We start from the raw sequence: 17300 nt of genomic DNA on the forward strand, positions 1-17300 counted from the left end.
TTACTATTAGGATCGGGCTTTTCTGTGGGTAACGGTTATATTTACATAAAAACAATAGGTTAACGCAAATCGATCCTGTGATCAGTTGGCGATCTATCTCCATTAAAGCTGGGGATAGATCGCGATCTTATCCACAAGGAGGATCTGGTATGCATTCAGGATCCGATTCATGCAACGATTGATCAGATCAAAATAAAGCATTATCCACAGAGTTATATTTTATTGAGCAAAATTGTGGATAAGTTAGATCTAAATTGTGAGTACTTGATGCTTTATTCAAGTTGAAAAGCATTTTATAACTCGGGCAGCCAGTCGTCGAGCCATGCCAATGCTGGATCTTCCGGTACGGGATCGTATTGAACATCGATCTGGATCTTATCCACATAGGGCTTGGCTCCCTTGGCGCTCAGTTGCTGTAGCAGCTTTTCCGGGCCTTGGCAGAATGTGTCGTAACTCGAGTCGCCGATCGCACATAAAGCATACCGACAGTCCTGCAGGTTTTGGTTTGACTGGAGTAATTCCTGATAGAAGGGCTGCAAATTGTCCGGAAGATCGCCGGCCCCATGGGTGGAGGAAACGATCAACCAAAGGGCTTTGGGATCCAGTTGCTCCAACTGTGGGGTTAAGTACAGGCTTGTCTGGTGGCCGTTTTGTTCAAGCTTATTGATGAGTTCTTCGGCGACATATTCGGCTCCTCCCAAGGTGGTTCCGACTAATACTTCGACTTTCGCCATGATAATCCTCTCTGTATGTAGCGCCTGGCGCCTTGATTTAATCGGCCCATATTAATCCAATTTGCGGTGACAGACAGCCTTGGGTAACCTGAGTTTGGGCACTATTGCATTGATCCTGTTGTAGGCTCTTTCTGCGCTTGAGGCTGATATGAAACTGAAGTGGTTGCTGATCTTCCCGTTGCTTTCTTTGCTGGTGATACTAGGGGGATGGCATTGGGTGTTTACCGTACCGGCAAATGTTCAACTGCAATCTGACAGGGTTGATTCCAATACCGGCGCGGCCTGTATCCAAACGCCAACGGCAAAGGCGCTGGATAAGAATGGTGAGTTTGGCGTGTTGATCTGGAATATTCAGAAGCAGCAAAACGGCCTGTGGCGTTCTCGTCTCGATGATTTTACAACAGGCAGGCAGTTGGTGCTGCTGCAGGAAGCCAGTCTGGATCCCGGCATGTACCTTTATTTGAGTGCTACGCAGTGGTTTTGGCGTTTCGCTAATGCTTTCAGTGTATTGGATACCCCCGCTGGGGTAATGAATCTCTCCCGCAGCGCTCCCTTGAGCAGTTGTGGCTACCGTACTCTTGAGCCCTGGTTGCGGTTGCCCAAGACGGCCTTGGTTGCCGAATATCCTTTGTCTGATGGCTCATTATTGACTGTGGTCAATGTCCATGGAATTAACTTCAGTGTCGGTATCGAAGAATATCGGCAGCAACTTAAGTCTTTGACTGAAGCCCTGGCTGAGGAAAGAGTAGTGGGGCCTATTATTCTGGCGGGTGATTTCAATACCTGGAGTGAGGAACGCAGTATGCTGCTGGCCGCCTTTGCTTCCTCTTTGGGATTGAATGAGGCTCATTTTGGCGAGGATAACAGGGTAAGAGTTCTGGGATATCCCCTAGATCATCTCTTTTATCGAGGATTGAAACCCAAAGAGCTGTATGTACCGGAAACTGAAGTGTCTGATCACAATCCTATGGTCGCCAGCTTTGTGATTGCCGAGAACTAGGCCATAAGGAAGGTGCGAACAAGTCCCATGCGTTCTCTGCGTCGGCTTACGGGCATGGATGCAAGGCGTGGTTCGCAGCAAATGGCCCTAGTCCTTTGCAAGAAGCACAACACAGCAGGCAGGCCTGTAAGCCACGCCCTTCGGGGCTTTCACAGCAACCGGCTCTCTGCGTTATCCGACTTCGACAGGCCCCGGCATGCCTTCAGTCAGATGCCTTGAACGCCAATTGCTGTGTAAGCCAGAGTACCGCGAGGACTTATTCGCACCTTCCCTAAGTAACTCATGTTTCCCTGACACCGGTTCCTCCAAAAAAAGGCCTGTGACCGAAGTCGCGGAAGTCAGCATTCCTAACGGAGGGCCCTGATAGATTATCTTTCCGCCATGTTTTCCGGCTCCCGGGCCCATTTCTATTACGTGGTCGGCATTGGCTATCATCTCAAGATTATGCTCGACGATTATCACTGTTTTTCCTTGATCTGCGAGTAAGGTAAACAGTTCGAGCAGGCGCTCGACATCGGCCATATGCAGACCGGAGGTGGGTTCATCAAAGACATAAATGCCTCCGCTTCGTTCCAGTTCTGCTGCCAGTTTGAGTCTCTGCCTTTCACCTCCGGATAAAGTGGACAGCCGCTGACCTATCTGTATGTAGCCGAGTCCTACCTGAATCAGGCGTGTCAGTGCATTTACTATTTTCGTCTGGTGCTTGAATACCTGCAGAACCTCTTGCGGGCGCATGTTCATTATCTGAACGATAGATTTTCCAGCGGCTCGAATGGTGCTGGCTTCCCCGCTGTATCCCGAACCTTGGCAGGTTTCACACATAGACTCAATAGTTTCAAGAAACGCAAGATCTGTGTGTACAACACCTCGTCCTTTACATGCAGGGCAAGCCCCGGCTGCATTGTTACTGAATAGACCGACAGCTTTGCCACTCTGCCTGGCGAAATGGCGACGTATATCATCCAGGATACCGAGATAGCTGGCAGGGGTTGAACGGGAGGATGCGCGAAGTTCGTCTTGATCAATCACCACCACGTCTGCATAAAGGCGGGGCAATATCCTATTGGCTAACGTCGATTTCCCCGAGCCGGCGACACCGGCAACCACAGTTACGACCCCGAGGGGAATATCGACCGACAGATCATGAACATTGAACATAGACTGATGCTCAAGCTTGAGCCAACCTGAGTTTTTACGCTGTGATACTCTTGGATAACTTTTTCGGCGCAAGCCTTGGCCTGTCATGGTATCTGCTTGTTTGAGCCCTATAAAAGGGCCTTGATAAACTACCTGACCACCCGCTTCTCCGGCCCCAGGGCCCATATCGATAACATGATCGGCAATGGCAATTACATCTGGGTCATGTTCAACTATGAGGACACTATTTCCCTTATTCCGCAGGCGAGTGAGTAAATTGGCGAGTTGACGGACATCGCGGGCATGCAGCCCGACGCTGGGTTCATCAAAGATATATGCAATATCGCTAAGACTACTGCCAAGATGGCGGATCATCTTGATCCGCTGAGACTCACCACCTGACAGGCCTGATGTCTCCCGAGCCAGACTGAGATAATCCAAGCCTATCTCTATCATGCTTTTGAGTTTTTCGGCCATTGCAGATATCTCCGACTGCATTTCCGGATCAGGGATTTCGTTAATGAAGGCCAACAGCTCACCCGCTTCCATGGTGGCACACTCGGTAATATTACGCCCTCTAATCAGGCTGGATAACACCAAGGGGTTTAGCCTACTTCCGTTACAGGCGGGACATGCTCCGCTGTTGGTGACTCTGGCTAAGGCTTCCCGCTCGACTAGAGAAAGTGTGTTGTCATCCCGATCCAGAAACGAACGACGCAGACGTGGCAGTACTCCCTCATATACAGTGCTCTTTGGCCAGCCTGGCTTTGGGGCTGTGACAGCAGTTCCTTGCTCAAGGGTTAGACGATGCCATTCTGCGGTTGTATAGGCACCAAGTGGTTTGCTTGTATCGAAAAAGCCGGATAAAGCGTAGCGTTTCCAACGCCACGAACCTGGCTCAAAGCCTGGGAAACGTATTGCGCCATCATCCAGTGAGCGCTCTTTGTCGAAGAGTTCATTCTCATTAATGCTTCTGGTCGTCCCCAGACCTTGGCAAGCCAGGCACATTCCCTCTGGGTTATTGAATGAGAAAACACTCGATTCCCCCCACGTGAGGAGTTGCTATACGTGAAAAAAGCAGCCGCAGCAGAGCATAAATTTCTGTTACTGTCCCAACCGTTGAGCGGGCATTGCCACCCAGTTTTCGCTGATCTACGACTATGGAGGCCGGTAGGTTTTCCAATCTATCTGCATCTGGCTGGCCTAGCTGGGGTAAGCGGCTGCGCACAAATGTCGAGTAGGTTTCCGCCAGTTGCCTTTGTGACTCCGCGGCTATGGTGTCAAACAGTAGTGATGATTTTCCTGAGCCAGAAACCCCGGTGAATACTACAAGTTGCTGCTTGGGTATCTCCAGAGTGACATTCTTCAGGTTATTGGTGCGGGCGCGAACAATACGCATGGGTAAATTGGTCACTTGGTGGTCCCTGGCGATTGCAGTCCTTGAACAGCCTTATTGCAGAGCTCGGAAAATCTAAGCTGATCTTCCAATGTCATCACCGCTGCCACCAACTGGGCGGCCTCGTATCTCTGTAGTGATGCTCGTTCCATGAAAGCTTCACCTTTACTACTGAGTTTGGTTACCTGAGCGCGGCGGTCAGTCTGGTCGCTTGATTGCTCAACCAAACCTTGATCCTTGAGTACCCTTAATGCCTTTGAAAGCTGAACGCGAGAAATCCCCATTTTCTCGCTGAGGACTGAGGGACGCATGGTTCCGCCCACACGCAGAGCCTCCAGCACATCATATTGCGCCCAGTTTACCGCTTCCGGGTTGAAGCGGTTGCGCCGTGCGACCAGCTCACATTGCAGCAATGAGAGAGCTTGTTCCAGTTCAGGGATTATTTTAGTTTCCATTTAGAAACTATATTCCTCATGTATCAAGAGATCAATCCCGGCAGCTGAATTGACAAGCCTGTGGTATGAACGTGCCGCTTTGTTTTACAAGCATTGAGCCGAAGTAGCTGTTACCCTTGATACCCATGTCCTTGTACTTGTGGCATTCAGGTTCGGGGTCTATGGAGGGAAAGATCCTTACATGATAGGGTCGCCATTAACCTTAAGCACCAGCAAGTTTTTGCACTCATCGAAACAGTCACCGAAGGTCAACGCCGTCAAAGGGAACCTTCGGACTCAAACTAGTCACAAATACTAGCCCCCAACGGCTTTAGCCTTATAGTTTTACTGGAGCACTAACAATAGAGTGGCGTTGGGATAGTGATTCTGGATATCTTTAGACACTGGTATTAGCTGAGTTTGAGAGATCCAAGAAATAGCTTCCCAATGACGCTTCACTCGCATTAAATAGCCTGATTACACGAACGACCGTTTTCTTGGCCAAAACGCCGTCGTTCCATGACTGCAGCATTGGGTGGAAACTGTCAATGATGGCCAGCTCGTCGGTCAAGCATCACCTGTTTGCAGCGGGGCTTAAAGGCTTTGATAAGCGTTTGGTCATCTGTCACAGCCTATGTGTTCAAAGACAGAGCATCCAGCAAGATAAAGTATCTCATCGCCGCGACACTCCAACACTGGAAACAGGGAATAAACGTGGGCTACGGACCCTGCAGCATTCGAGGTCTTTGAGTCAAAGCAGACAGATAAGGGGCCAAAGAAAGCCCCTTTGAGGATAACACACTTCCATGTACTGCACGGGCGTGCCAATTCCAAGTCAGTGTAAAAGGAATAGAATTCATCTCAAGGTCATATAGAATCAGCGACGCCGGTTACATTTACAGCCTGACGGGTATCAGTTCAACTCGTCTATTTGCCGCTCGGCCACCAAAGGAATTATTGCTTTTAAGCGGATGAGCTTCACCTACCCCTTGTACATCAATTATTTCTGCAGGAACGCCATATTGATCGACCAGTAGCTTTGCCAAACTGTTGGCTCGCGCTTGGGACAATGTGAGATTGGACGCTTCATCTCCCTGACTATCAGCAAACCCGGTGATTTTATATTTGCCTGTACTGTCACGTTGAATGACTTCTGCAATACTGGCAACCTGGCGTTTTTGCGCCTCTGTTAACTCAGCAGAGTTTACGTCGAAATTAAGTGTTAACGCTTTATTTGGCGCGCTCTTTATGGGAGCCGCCGTCTCGATAACTTCCATCACCAGACGAGGTTGGGAGTCAATATCTGTTACATGACCAACAATATATGAGACCGACAGATTATTATTCATTTTACTGGCAACAATTACTTGCTGACGATTTTCAACACCGTCGATAAAGCGAGATAATGACGCTCGCCAACCGATTAAGTCCCCACAGGATATTTCCTGACAACTGTAGCGAATAGCATAACCCCTTTGATCCAACAAACCTTCAAGCAATTGCGCTACGTGAAATGCTGAATATTGTCGACTAAAGTCAAATATCCGCACTTTTGCCTGACCGTTAATCTGCACGGCCTTCTCGGGATAATATCCTTCAGTACGTTCGCTGGTTTCCTGATGGGAAAATGTTAGGGGCCCAAGGGGAACCTCTCTATTGATCAGAATCTTACTTTCGCTGCTGAACAGCTTTGCCCCTTTAAACCTATATTCGCTGAGTGATGCCGCTTGTGTGGCAAATGTACTACCTAAGAGAAACCAACCCAAAAGCAATTTGATGTTCATAACCATCCCTGTTATTTCAAATTTCCATCAGACACTATATGTGACTGCATTCTGATTGTTGACTGCGAACTCAACGCCAGTCGAGGCCCTCTCAATGAGCCAAGCGCGTTACATGCTCTTTGCTCAGGAGAGCCAAACCACCCCAGGCTTGAAACCAATAGTTCGCGTAAAATCGGCACCTTCAGTTTGTAGCACCAAAGTGTTTTAACTTTTAGCAAGTTGGCATCCTGAATATTCAGGCTTTCATTTTTTCCGGCAATTTTAACGGTTTCTTTTTTGGCTGAACGGTAGAGCAGACTGTCATTGGGAATAATCCAGCGTTCCTTATCAGCAGTATCGTTCACCAAGGCTGTTTTACGTTTCACTTTGAAGGTGTCAAAAACGGCTATTGTGGGATGAACTATGGTGACGGTTGCGGATGCCTTATTCATCGCGGCTTCATCGAGCCTGACCTTGATATAAGCCTCCCCCATTTTCAGAGTCCCGGTTCCGCCCTGCATATATAAAGGCACCATGCCTTTACGCAGTGCTTCGCGCATTGGGTTAAGCTGAGCGTTGTTAAGAGAACCCGCACGGGCTGCTTCAAATGTCGCGGTATTCAAGGTGGTTTTAGCGCGATAGATATAGGTAAATTCCAATATTCCAAATAGCAACAGGAAGAAAATGGGCATCAGCACCAGAAACTCTGTCAGGCTTTGACCACTGAAATACCGTTTCACGTTAACTCCCCTTGGAAACCTGATTAAGGGATTGCGTCAACAGCTTGATTTGCTGTAGTTCCGCGGTGTCTGGCGCGAGAATTTGCTCGGCTTGCTGCANTTAAGGGATTGCGTCAACAGCTTGATTTGCTGTAGTTCCGCGGTGTCTGGCGCGAGAATTTGCTCGGCTTGCTGCAAAATTTGCCGTGATTGATTGAGTTTAACTACAGCCAGGTTAAACCAGGCTTTGCCGTCCTGACTGTCCAGTACCAACACCTTCTCATAGCAACGAATCGAAGCTTCATATCGTCCCTGACGGGCATAGATATTCCCAAGCTTAAACCAGGACTCTTTATATTCTGGATTAGTCTGGGTTAGCTGCAGGTACAGGGTTTCGGCGTCGGTTAAACGGGCTTCAGTGTAGGCCTGTTCGGCGACTTTCAGTCTGTCAGTGAAGGATACATCGGTCTGCGGCTTGTTCGGTGCAGCGGCACAAGCTGTTAGCAGAATACATAGTGATATCAATACGATTGGCTTCATTTTTATCTCAATTTAAGTTGTTGCCCGAGTACCAGTTCCAGACGACCGACACTGCCCGAGGCCAATTCCAATGTGTGTTCGGCATTGGCGCAGTACGCCATCCGCCACGGTGCCAAATTAGGCACCAATTTACAGATCTTCAATTCGCCATCCACGAAGACGATATCTAGCGCATAGCGCATACCAAACATGTGGATAGCGCGGCAATCGTTGAATAAAAAACCTTCATCCTCCAGCAAAGGCGGTTTACCCAATAAGCCTCTGGCACGTTGCCAAAAACTGCGCGGTAAAAACACCCTATTCAGCAGTGCTCTTTCACCGGAATACAAGGATTTAAGTTGCATTTATCCCCCCTTGGAAAACAGCTCGAACAGCTGGGTTGCGATAGGGAAAAACAGCACAATAAAGGTGGTGGGAAAGATAAACAGTACCAAAGGCCCCACCAGTTTTACCGGCGCCTGCATCGCCAGCTTTTCGGCACGCTGGAAACGTTCTGTGCGTCGTTGCTCAGATTGGATCCTCAATGTTTCGCCCACGCTTGAACCACTTTTTTCTGCATGGGATAGGGACGACACCAGGCTGCGTATTTCACGAATATCCAGACGCTCGCTCATATTCCGCAGTGCCTCAATTTTCCCTACGCCGGCTTTAATGTCCCGAAGCACCTTTTGAAATTCATGGTTCAGTGGCCCCGGTGGACCCTTTTCAACGGCTTGCATCAGAGCACTGTTAAGATTCATCCCCGCTTCAACCGCCATAGTGATGAAGTCGAGATAGACAGGTAACAGGCGCACAATCTCCTTTTCGACCTTCTTTTTACGGTCGTTGAGATTGATTTCAGGAAAAATGAAACCGAACAGTGAAAATGCCAGCGGCACTATACCTGCAGGCTTGTCCAACATAAGAAAGCACAACCAGGACAACAGCATAAACATTAATGCTGACAATAGTTTAAGTGCAAAAAACTGCTGAGCAGTTACCAGGTAAGCAAGACCTGCTCGTCTCAGTTTAATTTTGCTTCGCTCGATGTATTCCACCGAGAGCAAGTCACCGAAGTAATGGGACAAAAAATTGATTGCCGGCCAGCTGAGCCTCATCAGCGGCGGCAGCGGATCCATATATTGCCTGTCGGCCTTTTTCACAAAACTGATAATACGCCCGAAGGCCATGAATCCGATGAAAATGGCGATGCTGATAGCCAATGAAATAATAAAAGTCATCGCAATTACACATCTATGCTGACGATTTTTCTGATAAAGAAAAATCCAATAATTTCAAGTACAACTACTATGGATATCACCACCCAGCCATACCATTCCGTCCACAGCAACGACATCTGCTCCGGTTCCATTTGGTACAGAACCAAGCCTAGCAATATAGGCAGTCCTGTCATCACATAGCCCTGTGCCCGTCCCTGAGCAGTAAGCGCATCAATCTTGCCTTCCATCTCCAATTTGCGGCGCAGGGTATCTGCCATACGTTCAAGGGTTTCGGCCAGATTTCCGCCGATTTCCCGGGAGATTTTCATCCCGGAAATCACCAGGTTCAGATCCATTAGCGGAATGCGTTTGTAAAGATTATCCAGCGCTTCGTTGAAGCTCACCCCCACTCGTACTTCCCGCAGGAACAAATCAAACTCCTGCTTGATTGGGGCGCTGGATTCCGCAATCACAGACTCCAGAGCCTGGTTCAAGCTGGCGCCTGAGCGCATTGCCGTCGATGTCCCCTGCAACATGTCTGGCAATTGACTGATAAATGCCTGTTGTCGCCGCTTTCGCAGTATCGAAAAAATCACCGCTGGAGACGCCCCCACCAAAACAGCCATCAGGGCGGCGGGAATGAAATTACCGGTCAGGAAAAAGGTGAAAACGAAAAACAGCACTACGGCTGCCAGGTTCAGCATGAACAGCTTTTCAGGCTCGATGGTCAGGAACAGATCTGACAGCTTGATCTTGGCCTGTGCCGTGAAGTTCCGCCGATAGTTGACCGCGGCATTGGAAACCACCCGCACCAAAAACCAGGCAAAGACCCCGGCTGACAGTGAAAAAAACGCCGCAACCAGCGCAATTTCAAAAATCATAGTGCCAAATCCTTTACCTTGGCGCCGGGAGAAAAGATGTTCATATCCACCTCAAGTCCCCGTTTCGCCAGCTCTTCATAAAACTGCGGTACTATGCCGGTTGAGACGAAGTCACCTTTCACCTTGCCATCGTCGCCGTAGCCGTTTTGTTGGAATTTGAAGATCTCACCGAGCTGGATCCGGTTGCCCTCTACCCCCGCCACTTCGCAAATACTGACAATCTTGCGTGAGCCACAGGCAAAGCGGGTTTGCTGCACAATCAGGTTTACGGCCGAGGATATCTGCTCACGAATTGCCTGAATCGGCAGTTCCACCCCAGCCATCATCACCATCACTTCCAAACGTGAAATACAGTCTCTGGGGCTGTTGGCGTGAGCGGTGCTGAGCGAACCATCGTGGCCGGTATTCATGGCTTGAAGCATATCAAGTGCTTCACCACCACGGCATTCTCCCACCACAATCCGGTCTGGTCGCATACGCAGACAGTTTTTCACTAACTCCCGAATCGGCACTTCACCCTTGCCCTCCTGGTTTGATGGCCTGGCTTCGAGTGAAATCAGGTTGTTCTGAGTCAGCTTGAGTTCCGCAGCATCCTCAACCGTTATAACCCGTTCATGCACTGGAATAAAGTTGGACAGCACATTCAAAAGCGTGGTTTTTCCCGAGCCGGTTCCACCGGAGATTATGATGTTTTGCTTGTGTTTCACCGCCATTTCCAGAAAGTGCACCATAGCCGGGCTCAAGGTGTTGAAATTCACCAAATGCTGAGAGGTGAGTCGCTCCTTCATAAACTTACGAATGGTTATACAGGGGCCTTTCAGCGCAATTGGGGGGATTACCGCATTTACCCGTGAACCATCTTTCAAACGGGCATCCACTGTGGGTGAGCTTTCATCGATTCGCCGTCCAAGCGGTGTAACAATTCGCTCAATGGCCGCCAACACAGAGCGATCATCGGTAAAGGTCACGTCTGATTTGGTAATGCGTCCCGCTTTCTCATAGAAGATTTCATCGGCTGCATTCACCATTATTTCACTGACGTCATCCATCGCCAATAAAGACTCCAGCGGACCAAGTCCAACCGCTTCGTTGAGCACCTGCTCAGAGACTTTCTGCCTGTTTAGCTCTACAGGAAAGTCTTCCATCTGCGCCACGATGCCGCCAATCATGCTGTTCGTGAAAGTTCGCAGCTCCTCATCCGTCATCGTATTCACGTTGATACGGCGTAAATCCATTTGCTTGAGCAGTTCCTGATGGATTTTGCTACGCCATTCTCTGACTAGAGTGGAGTGACCGCTATCCGTAACAACAGGCTCCTCTATTTGCGGCTTTTTTGGTGGCGGAATCTCCTGCTCCTTGATGGTGTCTGTTGAGTCCGCAGCAGTTGCCACAGGAGCTGAATCAGAATCAGTTTTGAGCTTGGTGTGATTTTTGGCCGTTATTTGGTAGGAATGCAGCTCAATCAAATCCTCTGGCTGCAGTGGACCGTAGGTCGCGACGGCATTGCCATTGACCCTGAGACCACTTCTTGTGGTTAACTCACTGACAAACAGGCCATCATCGGTACGAATGAAGCGAATGTGCTCCTTGCCAATTCGCCAACCGTGTAGCTGTACAAAGCAGGAGTCATCTTTTCCCAAGACACAGCTTGATTCCTGGCAAATCTGATCCGCAACCCGGGTACCTTTGTTAGTTTGAACATGCAGTTGAAACATCACGTCACCTCAGTCCAGTAACCAATCTGAAGTAGGTACATTAACTTCGGTACCTTCCATATCCGTCAAATTATGCTGAATATCGTCAGGAAGCGGTACATCAACTTTGGCTACTGTAGGTGTGACCAGAATGATGAGTTCGCTGCGTCCTTCCTGGAAATTACGGGAGGTGAAGAGTTCCCCCAAAATAGGAATGTCTCCCAGCAGCGGCAGTTTTTCGTAACTGCGGCTGTCTTCCACCTTGATAAGGCCTGAAATCACCAGAGTTTCGCCGGCTCTCATATTGACCACAGACTCAGTGTTACGTGTCAGCAACCCCGGAACGCCCTGTACCACGGTGGAAAAGTCAATAGAGCTCATTTCCGCCCTAACGGTAGAAATGATATTACCCTGCTCGTCGATAACCGGCTGAATATCCAACTGAATACCATAGTCCTGCATTTCAACTACAGGCTGACCAAACTCATTCAGAACAGCGAGTGGGTAAGAACCTCCTGATTGAAAACTGGCTTTCTCACCACTGCGGGTACTGAGGGAAGGTTCTGCTAAAATACGGGCCGTACCTTGCTCCTTAAGCAGATTAATCATGGAGTTAATACCTGTGGCTATGCCGCCGTAACCATAAGCTTTGGATGATGAAATAGGTAGGGTGCCATCAAAGAGTTCCAGCAGCTTATTGCCGTCAGAACCGTATACGTAATAGTCGTTGGGCTTGAAATTGGTCACCAGAGCCAGAGAGGGGCCACTGATGGCATTATCCCAGTTGATACCGAACTGCAGGCCGTCGTTCTTGTTTATCTCAAGCACCTTGACCTGCATTTTGACCATATCTTTAATTTCAATCTGCTCGGCCCTGACCATGGAGATGACTCCGGGAAACTTCTCCAGCGTTCCCTGGAACAAGGTTGCATCCTCAGGGCGGATTTTCCCTTCAGCCAGAATTATTCCGCTCTCATGACGGAAGCTGACATGCTCAAAGGTTCTGAAAATTGAGCGAAGCTCTTTCAGGGTTTTACTGGCTTGTGTCGGCAACACATCCACGGTGACTGTAAGCTTACGCTCGCCCGCCTTCCAGACGTGCAACTCGGTGGAACCTGGTGTTTTGGGGATCAGAAGCAACTCGCCATTGTCCATCACACTGGCACCAAGAACGGTATCCATACCGACGGCTATCCGCTTCACCTCTCCAACTTGAATGGTTTTGACCTGTCCCATGTACAGCTCAATGTATTGTTTTGCCGGTGCCGCCAAGGTCGATTGAGCCAATACCAAACCAAGCAGGAACACCACCACATTTACGCGCTTAAAAAACATATCCTTGTCACCTAATTCTTCACTGCCTGAGAGGAAGCGCTGTATTTCAAAAGACTGAGTTCACCCGTTTTTGTGCTTGGGCCTGCAATGGATACGGTTACCGGTTTTAGGCTGCCACCGGACGTACTGGATAAGGTATAGAGCTGGTACTGCCCTTCACTGTTGGCTTCAGATGCTAACTGCTTGCTGTCGAACATCGTCTTGGCCAATCGCTGCCCGTCTGAGCGATTTCGCAGCATGAAGGCTATCTCACCGACCTCTTTGGCCAGTACAAGCTTTGCCGCGTCCTGATATTTTACGCCAACTGTGATTGACGAGTATTCGAGGGAGCCTTTGCCAACTCCATGAAGCACAAAGTCCTGAGTGGGTGAAACCAGAGATATGTCATCCACAGCCAGAATACGAACGCTTTGTAAAAGTGGCTGGATTTGGGTGATCTTGTCGGTACTCTCACCTTCAGGCTCAAGTTCGGTGACCAACATGAGATCAACGATATCCCCCGGTAAGGTCATTCCTGAAACCGAATTGATTTCATCGATTTGCAATGTTACGGCACGTTCGCCTTCACCGAGCAGATCTGAAAAGCTTTCAATACCAAGGCCCGAGACATAGTGGGTCAGCAAAGGTTCTCCGGGTGACATATCGTGCTTCACCACCTGACCGTTATAATAGTCAAAATCCCCTGGCGCGACGGCTGATGCCGAAGCAAACGCCGCTGGCATATCGGCGACTGCCATATTCTCCGGGCTTAGGATTTCGCCCATTTGTACTGGCCTGGATGCCACCACCACGGAAACCGTTTCAGCTTCTTCTTGTACGATTTGACTCTTTAATATTTCTTCTTTGTTTTTTAGATAGTTATTTGACAGCCAGAATGCGGCTATTGCGACAAGTACAGCAATAGTCAGCATTAACCAACTGCTTTTGGACTTCTGGAAAGACACAAGTGACTCCTTTACTTGTTAAAGCTTTCTAATTCCGTTTTCGCTTTAGGGGCTGGATTAACTTTTGGCGACGCCTTGAGTGACGTCACCTGAAATTGACTTAACGTTTGCGCATAGATGTAGCCGGAATGCTCCTGCTTCACGGCATCAATCAACATATTGGCTATTGATTTATTGTCTTTGTAAGGCATAAAGAAAATTGTCACTAACACCACAATACCCAGTGCATATTCAGTTACGCCAAATCCACGCTGTCGTTTCATCAATTGTCTATCCTTATCGCCTGAATGAAGGTTTGGCCATCTTTGCTGATCATCGTCAAATTTAGGGTGCTGTTTTCCTTGGCAAACAGTAATGCTTCACCTTCTGACGAACCTGACTCTCCATGTTGCAGCACCCAGCCTTGCCCGGTTAATGCGGACTTGTAAAACACCCTGTTCGACGCCACTGACATCTTGTTGACCAGCAGTAAATGCCGCGATTCGCGCAGGCCATCGTATGCCTTGATATCGTTGGCAACCCGGGTGTTACGCGCCTTGGGAAAGCCTTTGCCCAAGCTTTTCAACTGCTTTTTTTGCAGAGATGGCAGGTTGGAAATGGCTAGGGTGCCCGAGACTCGCAGCTTATCCAGTTGCTGAAACTGCACCGTATAGAGCAAGCCCTCTTTCAGGTGGGAATAGATAATCCAGTTGCCAAAGGCAGACTCTTTAATTTCCCCTCGCCAGGCATCCTGATAAAACTGATAAATCTCCTCGGGAGATTTATTGGTGTCAAAACCGGTAATCGACATATCGACGCCATTAAAGACCAGATCGTCAGCAACTACCTGCAACTTAAAAAACTTGGGAATGGGAAACTGCACGCTTTCCTGCGCCTGAGTACCAAAGGCAATCAGCAAGGCCAACACTATGCACCGCATCATCTTCTCCTGTGCCCCAACTCATGTAATTTGGCCTTTAAGCGGCTTTCACAAATCCGGGGAGTGCTCACCCGGCCTTTGCGATCGTAGGTTCCCAGTCTTACGCAGGGCACCGCATCCGGTTCAATCTTGGCTAAATCCAACCACTCCAGCTCTTCGGCTATGGGCAATACAGACAAGATATCCATCAGTTTCTCCAGCCCCAACTTCTCGGCGAATGCCCCTATGGGCACCAGATACTTAAGCTCACGTTTCGCTGCGGCAGGCCCACCAATCATCCAGCCTTCGGTGAGCAAGGCACCCTGACGAGTCATCGCCAGGCTCTTATCACCAAGCTCGGGAAACCACTTAAAACTGCGTAACTTGCTGCTGACATTGACCCTGTAGAAGCCCTTGTTACTGAGATCCATATCAGGAGCGATGGAGAGCACCTTGCCAACCGCGGTCGATACCTTGGAAAAGTTACCGGGAAGCCCTGACTCGCTGGTTTGGCTACTGTGATAAAAGCCGGCTTTATCCTTATCTTCTTCAAATAAGGTCACCCATTTACGAGTGGTCTGATCTTTTATCTGCAGCACGGGGTTTAATGTTTCCTGCACCTTGTTGGTATTTTGACCCAGATATATGGCAGAATTTTTATCGGCAAACACGCGATTGCGGATCTCATTGCTGATTTGTGCATCAGATTTAACCGGCGTGTCAGAATCGCGGTTCTTGGGTTTGCTCTGGAAATATGCCACCCGCTCCCAGACGGCATAGCGGGCTGCTTGTTCTGTCATCTGACGGTTTTCCACGTGCTTGAATACCATGGGCAACAGCAGCGCCAACGGCATCAGCACAAAGCCACCAATGACAATAAACTCGGCCAATACGCCGCCACGTTGTTTCAGGGACTTCATGAAATAACCCCCAAGCCAATCAGTACCTTAATAACGTCATCATCACTCTTCTTTAAGCGGGTCTGCCAGAATGGATTGTACAGATTGCCAAACTCTCTGAGCTTGTCCTGTCTTGACCATTTGATCATCCAGGGCTTATTGCTGCGGGATTTCACTTCGTCGGGTCTGGAAAAAATGGGGACTGCCGACGCCAAAGCAAACAATTGCTGACCTGGCATACCGCCCTTTTCCTCGACCTTGTACTTATCTGATCTGTCAGCCTTGGTATTCCTGTCATCCAGCGTCTTACGGGTCGGCATTTTCGACTCATCTTTTTTAAGCAGAACAGTAAATTCGGGGCCGATATCAGTTTTGGTGTCAGCTTTGAAGTCTAGGAAAGTTCTCAAGCCCTCTGTTTTGCGAAGGTTATAATCAATGTCCCCTTTACTTTCACCCTGATGCCAGGTTGGACGGTATACCCCATTGGCCGCGTTGTTATTGCGCCAGGCATTTGCCCAGGCTTGACGATTGTTGTTGCGATTGTAGTTTACGGCCTTCCATTCACCGTTCTGTGGAAAGGCTTTCTCCGCAACGCCCCTGCGATCTCTATAGGTGTATCTGTCACTGCGCAACTCCTGATCCAGTGCATGAGCAGCGCCCCACCCCAAAGGTGAAAATTCCCGGGTTCTGGTCTTATGACAGAAAGTCCCCCTGCGATATTTGAGCCAAAAACTGAAGGTATCGAGAGAGGTCCAGCTCCACTGATACCCACGTTTTTTCTTGGTCAAGGTAAAGTCTGTGCCGCCGTATTTTTCCGCCCAAATTCTTCCGGTAATAGGACCATCACATCCGATTGGCACAGGAATGCGCGGCCCTACCTTATAGCCACGATTCGCCATCATGCGATCGCGGGAGTCGTTTATCACGTTGCCAAACTCCGCAAACCGTTGAGCAGTCGCAGAGTCATTGCGGATCTGCCGGCGCTCGAAGTAACGGGTTGAACCGCGATAGGCCTGAATGAACTTGGTAAAGTTGTATGCGTTGACCAAAGGGCTGGCCTGAACATCCGGGTCGTTAAGTTTGATGGCTTCATCATATAAATTGATCCCTGAAGCCAGCGTCGCCTCATGGTTAACCCGCTGCAACCCTGCCAGCAAGGTAATTAGCTGGTCTTGGGCGAAGATAAAGGGGCCACTGCCTGTCTTGATGGCATTTCTCAGCACAGTGGTACCTTTGTGCATGACTTCGGTCAGCTTTTCTATGATAGGTCCGACGTAGGGAATCCATTGGATCCAGTCACCGATGGTTTCAAGATTTCCGGTGAATTCGTGGATCATATTCGTCCAGGACGCGAGTGCTACGACCTGGCCGATAGCAATTTGATTGGCAACAATGGCCCTATTGGTAATAGCGATAACATTCATATCGCGGGTAACCATTGTGGCGGTACTGTAGGCGACGTTGTCGGCCGTGTTCTGTAATCGAACCCGCTCAGTCGCGACCACACCAGAGTCATACAATGAAAATACCGCCAAACCAATTGCAGCAAATATCGCCAGAAAAAGAACACTGGCGTACCCAGCCTGCCGGTGAGGGAATCGACTTAAATTAGCTTTTGCAGCGGCTCTGTATAACAGATAGCGGTAGAACACTTGCATGGCTCAATCCTTGACCGTGGTTTCTGTCCTTCAGTGGCGCACGCCGTTAACTTTTCCGATAGCAAGTGC

The 17300-nt window shown here is 49.1% G+C and carries 18 protein-coding genes; 1 reads left to right on the forward strand and 17 read right to left on the reverse strand.

Annotation, left to right across the window (positions count from 1 at the left end):
• Positions 1-293: 293 nt before the first annotated feature.
• Positions 294-734: an FMN-binding protein MioC gene (mioC, locus tag CX650_RS18680; RefSeq protein ID WP_025011723.1), complete on the reverse strand. Its 441-nt coding sequence runs from the start codon at positions 732-734 to the stop codon at positions 294-296.
• Positions 735-882: 148 nt separating this feature from the next.
• Between mioC and CX650_RS18685 the strand changes: the two genes are divergently transcribed.
• Entirely contained in the window at positions 883-1734 is an 852-nt protein-coding gene (locus CX650_RS18685; protein WP_101096702.1) for an endonuclease/exonuclease/phosphatase family protein, read from the forward strand.
• Between the two features lie 171 nt (positions 1735-1905).
• Here the strand turns inward: CX650_RS18685 and CX650_RS20255 are convergent, their stop codons facing one another.
• The 16 genes from CX650_RS20255 to CX650_RS18760 form a co-directional block, all read right to left on the reverse strand.
• Positions 1906-3420 carry an ATP-binding cassette domain-containing protein gene (locus tag CX650_RS20255; RefSeq protein ID WP_208622119.1) on the reverse strand — a complete coding sequence of 505 codons (1515 nt, stop codon included), beginning with the start codon at positions 3418-3420 and terminating at the stop codon, positions 1906-1908.
• 469 nt (positions 3421-3889) lie between these two features.
• A complete protein-coding gene (locus tag CX650_RS20260) occupies positions 3890-4285 on the reverse strand; it encodes a P-loop NTPase family protein (protein ID WP_208622120.1) in 396 nt (131 codons plus the stop codon).
• A complete protein-coding gene (locus CX650_RS18695) occupies positions 4282-4722 on the reverse strand; it encodes a MarR family winged helix-turn-helix transcriptional regulator (RefSeq protein ID WP_093981793.1) in 441 nt (146 codons plus the stop codon). The genes CX650_RS20260 and CX650_RS18695 overlap by 4 nt, the downstream gene beginning before the upstream one ends.
• Positions 4723-5597: 875 nt before the next feature.
• On the reverse strand, positions 5598-6485 hold the full coding sequence (locus CX650_RS18700; RefSeq protein ID WP_157823089.1) for an OmpA family protein: 888 nt from the start codon (positions 6483-6485) through the stop codon (positions 5598-5600).
• A gap of 11 nt (positions 6486-6496) precedes the next feature.
• Positions 6497-7204: a TadE/TadG family type IV pilus assembly protein gene (locus tag CX650_RS18705; protein ID WP_093981795.1), complete on the reverse strand. Its 708-nt coding sequence runs from the start codon at positions 7202-7204 to the stop codon at positions 6497-6499.
• A 36-nt stretch (positions 7205-7240) separates the two neighbouring features.
• Positions 7241-7723 (reverse strand): tetratricopeptide repeat protein, encoded by a 483-nt coding sequence (locus CX650_RS18710; RefSeq protein ID WP_101096704.1) that lies wholly within the window; start codon positions 7721-7723, stop codon positions 7241-7243.
• Between the two features lie 2 nt (positions 7724-7725).
• Positions 7726-8067 (reverse strand): DUF192 domain-containing protein, encoded by a 342-nt coding sequence (locus tag CX650_RS18715; RefSeq protein ID WP_101096705.1) that lies wholly within the window; start codon positions 8065-8067, stop codon positions 7726-7728.
• A complete protein-coding gene (locus tag CX650_RS18720) occupies positions 8068-8943 on the reverse strand; it encodes a type II secretion system F family protein (protein ID WP_093981798.1) in 876 nt (291 codons plus the stop codon).
• A gap of 5 nt (positions 8944-8948) precedes the next feature.
• Positions 8949-9803 carry a type II secretion system F family protein gene (locus tag CX650_RS18725; RefSeq protein WP_206191410.1) on the reverse strand — a complete coding sequence of 285 codons (855 nt, stop codon included), beginning with the start codon at positions 9801-9803 and terminating at the stop codon, positions 8949-8951.
• The gene (locus CX650_RS18730) at positions 9800-11518 is read right to left on the reverse strand and encodes a TadA family conjugal transfer-associated ATPase (protein WP_101096706.1); all 1719 of its coding nucleotides are present in this window, start codon (positions 11516-11518) and stop codon (positions 9800-9802) included. The genes CX650_RS18725 and CX650_RS18730 overlap by 4 nt, the downstream gene beginning before the upstream one ends.
• 9 nt (positions 11519-11527) lie before the next feature.
• Complete coding sequence (locus CX650_RS18735; protein ID WP_093981800.1) at positions 11528-12832, reverse strand: type II and III secretion system protein family protein; 1305 nt, start codon at positions 12830-12832, stop codon at positions 11528-11530.
• Positions 12833-12843: 11 nt separating this feature from the next.
• Positions 12844-13776, reverse strand: coding sequence for a Flp pilus assembly protein CpaB (gene cpaB / locus CX650_RS18740; protein ID WP_093981801.1), 933 nt, complete (start codon positions 13774-13776; stop codon positions 12844-12846).
• A gap of 11 nt (positions 13777-13787) precedes the next feature.
• Entirely contained in the window at positions 13788-14039 is a 252-nt protein-coding gene (locus tag CX650_RS18745) for a hypothetical protein (RefSeq protein ID WP_093981802.1), read from the reverse strand.
• Positions 14039-14698: a hypothetical protein gene (locus CX650_RS18750; protein WP_133087274.1), complete on the reverse strand. Its 660-nt coding sequence runs from the start codon at positions 14696-14698 to the stop codon at positions 14039-14041. Before CX650_RS18750 ends, CX650_RS18745 begins: the two co-directional genes overlap by 1 nt.
• Positions 14695-15594, reverse strand: a complete 900-nt coding sequence (locus CX650_RS18755) for a hypothetical protein (RefSeq protein WP_101096707.1) — start codon at positions 15592-15594, stop codon at positions 14695-14697. The genes CX650_RS18750 and CX650_RS18755 overlap by 4 nt, the downstream gene beginning before the upstream one ends.
• On the reverse strand, positions 15591-17231 hold the full coding sequence (locus tag CX650_RS18760) for a TadE/TadG family type IV pilus assembly protein (protein WP_101096708.1): 1641 nt from the start codon (positions 17229-17231) through the stop codon (positions 15591-15593). Before CX650_RS18760 ends, CX650_RS18755 begins: the two co-directional genes overlap by 4 nt.
• Positions 17232-17300 lie beyond the last annotated feature (69 nt).

Source organism: Shewanella indica, assembly GCF_002836975.1.
Taxonomy (GTDB): Bacteria; Pseudomonadota; Gammaproteobacteria; order Enterobacterales; family Shewanellaceae; genus Shewanella; species Shewanella indica.

Coding starts and splice junctions, on each gene's coding strand:
- mioC (WP_025011723.1), bottom strand. CDS start 734: ATGGCGAAAGTCGAAGTATTAGTCGGAACCACCTTGGGAGGAGCCGAA.
- CX650_RS18685 (WP_101096702.1), top strand. CDS start 883: ATGAAACTGAAGTGGTTGCTGATCTTCCCGTTGCTTTCTTTGCTGGTG.
- CX650_RS20255 (WP_208622119.1), bottom strand. CDS start 3,420: ATGGAAGCGGGTGAGCTGTTGGCCTTCATTAACGAAATCCCTGATCCG.
- CX650_RS18695 (WP_093981793.1), bottom strand. CDS start 4,722: ATGGAAACTAAAATAATCCCTGAACTGGAACAAGCTCTCTCATTGCTG.
- CX650_RS18700 (WP_157823089.1), bottom strand. CDS start 6,485: ATGAACATCAAATTGCTTTTGGGTTGGTTTCTCTTAGGTAGTACATTT.
- CX650_RS18715 (WP_101096705.1), bottom strand. CDS start 8,067: ATGCAACTTAAATCCTTGTATTCCGGTGAAAGAGCACTGCTGAATAGG.
- CX650_RS18720 (WP_093981798.1), bottom strand. CDS start 8,943: ATGACTTTTATTATTTCATTGGCTATCAGCATCGCCATTTTCATCGGA.
- CX650_RS18725 (WP_206191410.1), bottom strand. CDS start 9,803: ATGATTTTTGAAATTGCGCTGGTTGCGGCGTTTTTTTCACTGTCAGCC.
- CX650_RS18730 (WP_101096706.1), bottom strand. CDS start 11,518: ATGTTTCAACTGCATGTTCAAACTAACAAAGGTACCCGGGTTGCGGAT.
- CX650_RS18735 (WP_093981800.1), bottom strand. CDS start 12,832: ATGTTTTTTAAGCGCGTAAATGTGGTGGTGTTCCTGCTTGGTTTGGTA.
- CX650_RS18745 (WP_093981802.1), bottom strand. CDS start 14,039: ATGAAACGACAGCGTGGATTTGGCGTAACTGAATATGCACTGGGTATT.
- CX650_RS18750 (WP_133087274.1), bottom strand. CDS start 14,698: ATGATGCGGTGCATAGTGTTGGCCTTGCTGATTGCCTTTGGTACTCAG.
- CX650_RS18755 (WP_101096707.1), bottom strand. CDS start 15,594: ATGAAGTCCCTGAAACAACGTGGCGGCGTATTGGCCGAGTTTATTGTC.
- CX650_RS18760 (WP_101096708.1), bottom strand. CDS start 17,231: ATGCAAGTGTTCTACCGCTATCTGTTATACAGAGCCGCTGCAAAAGCT.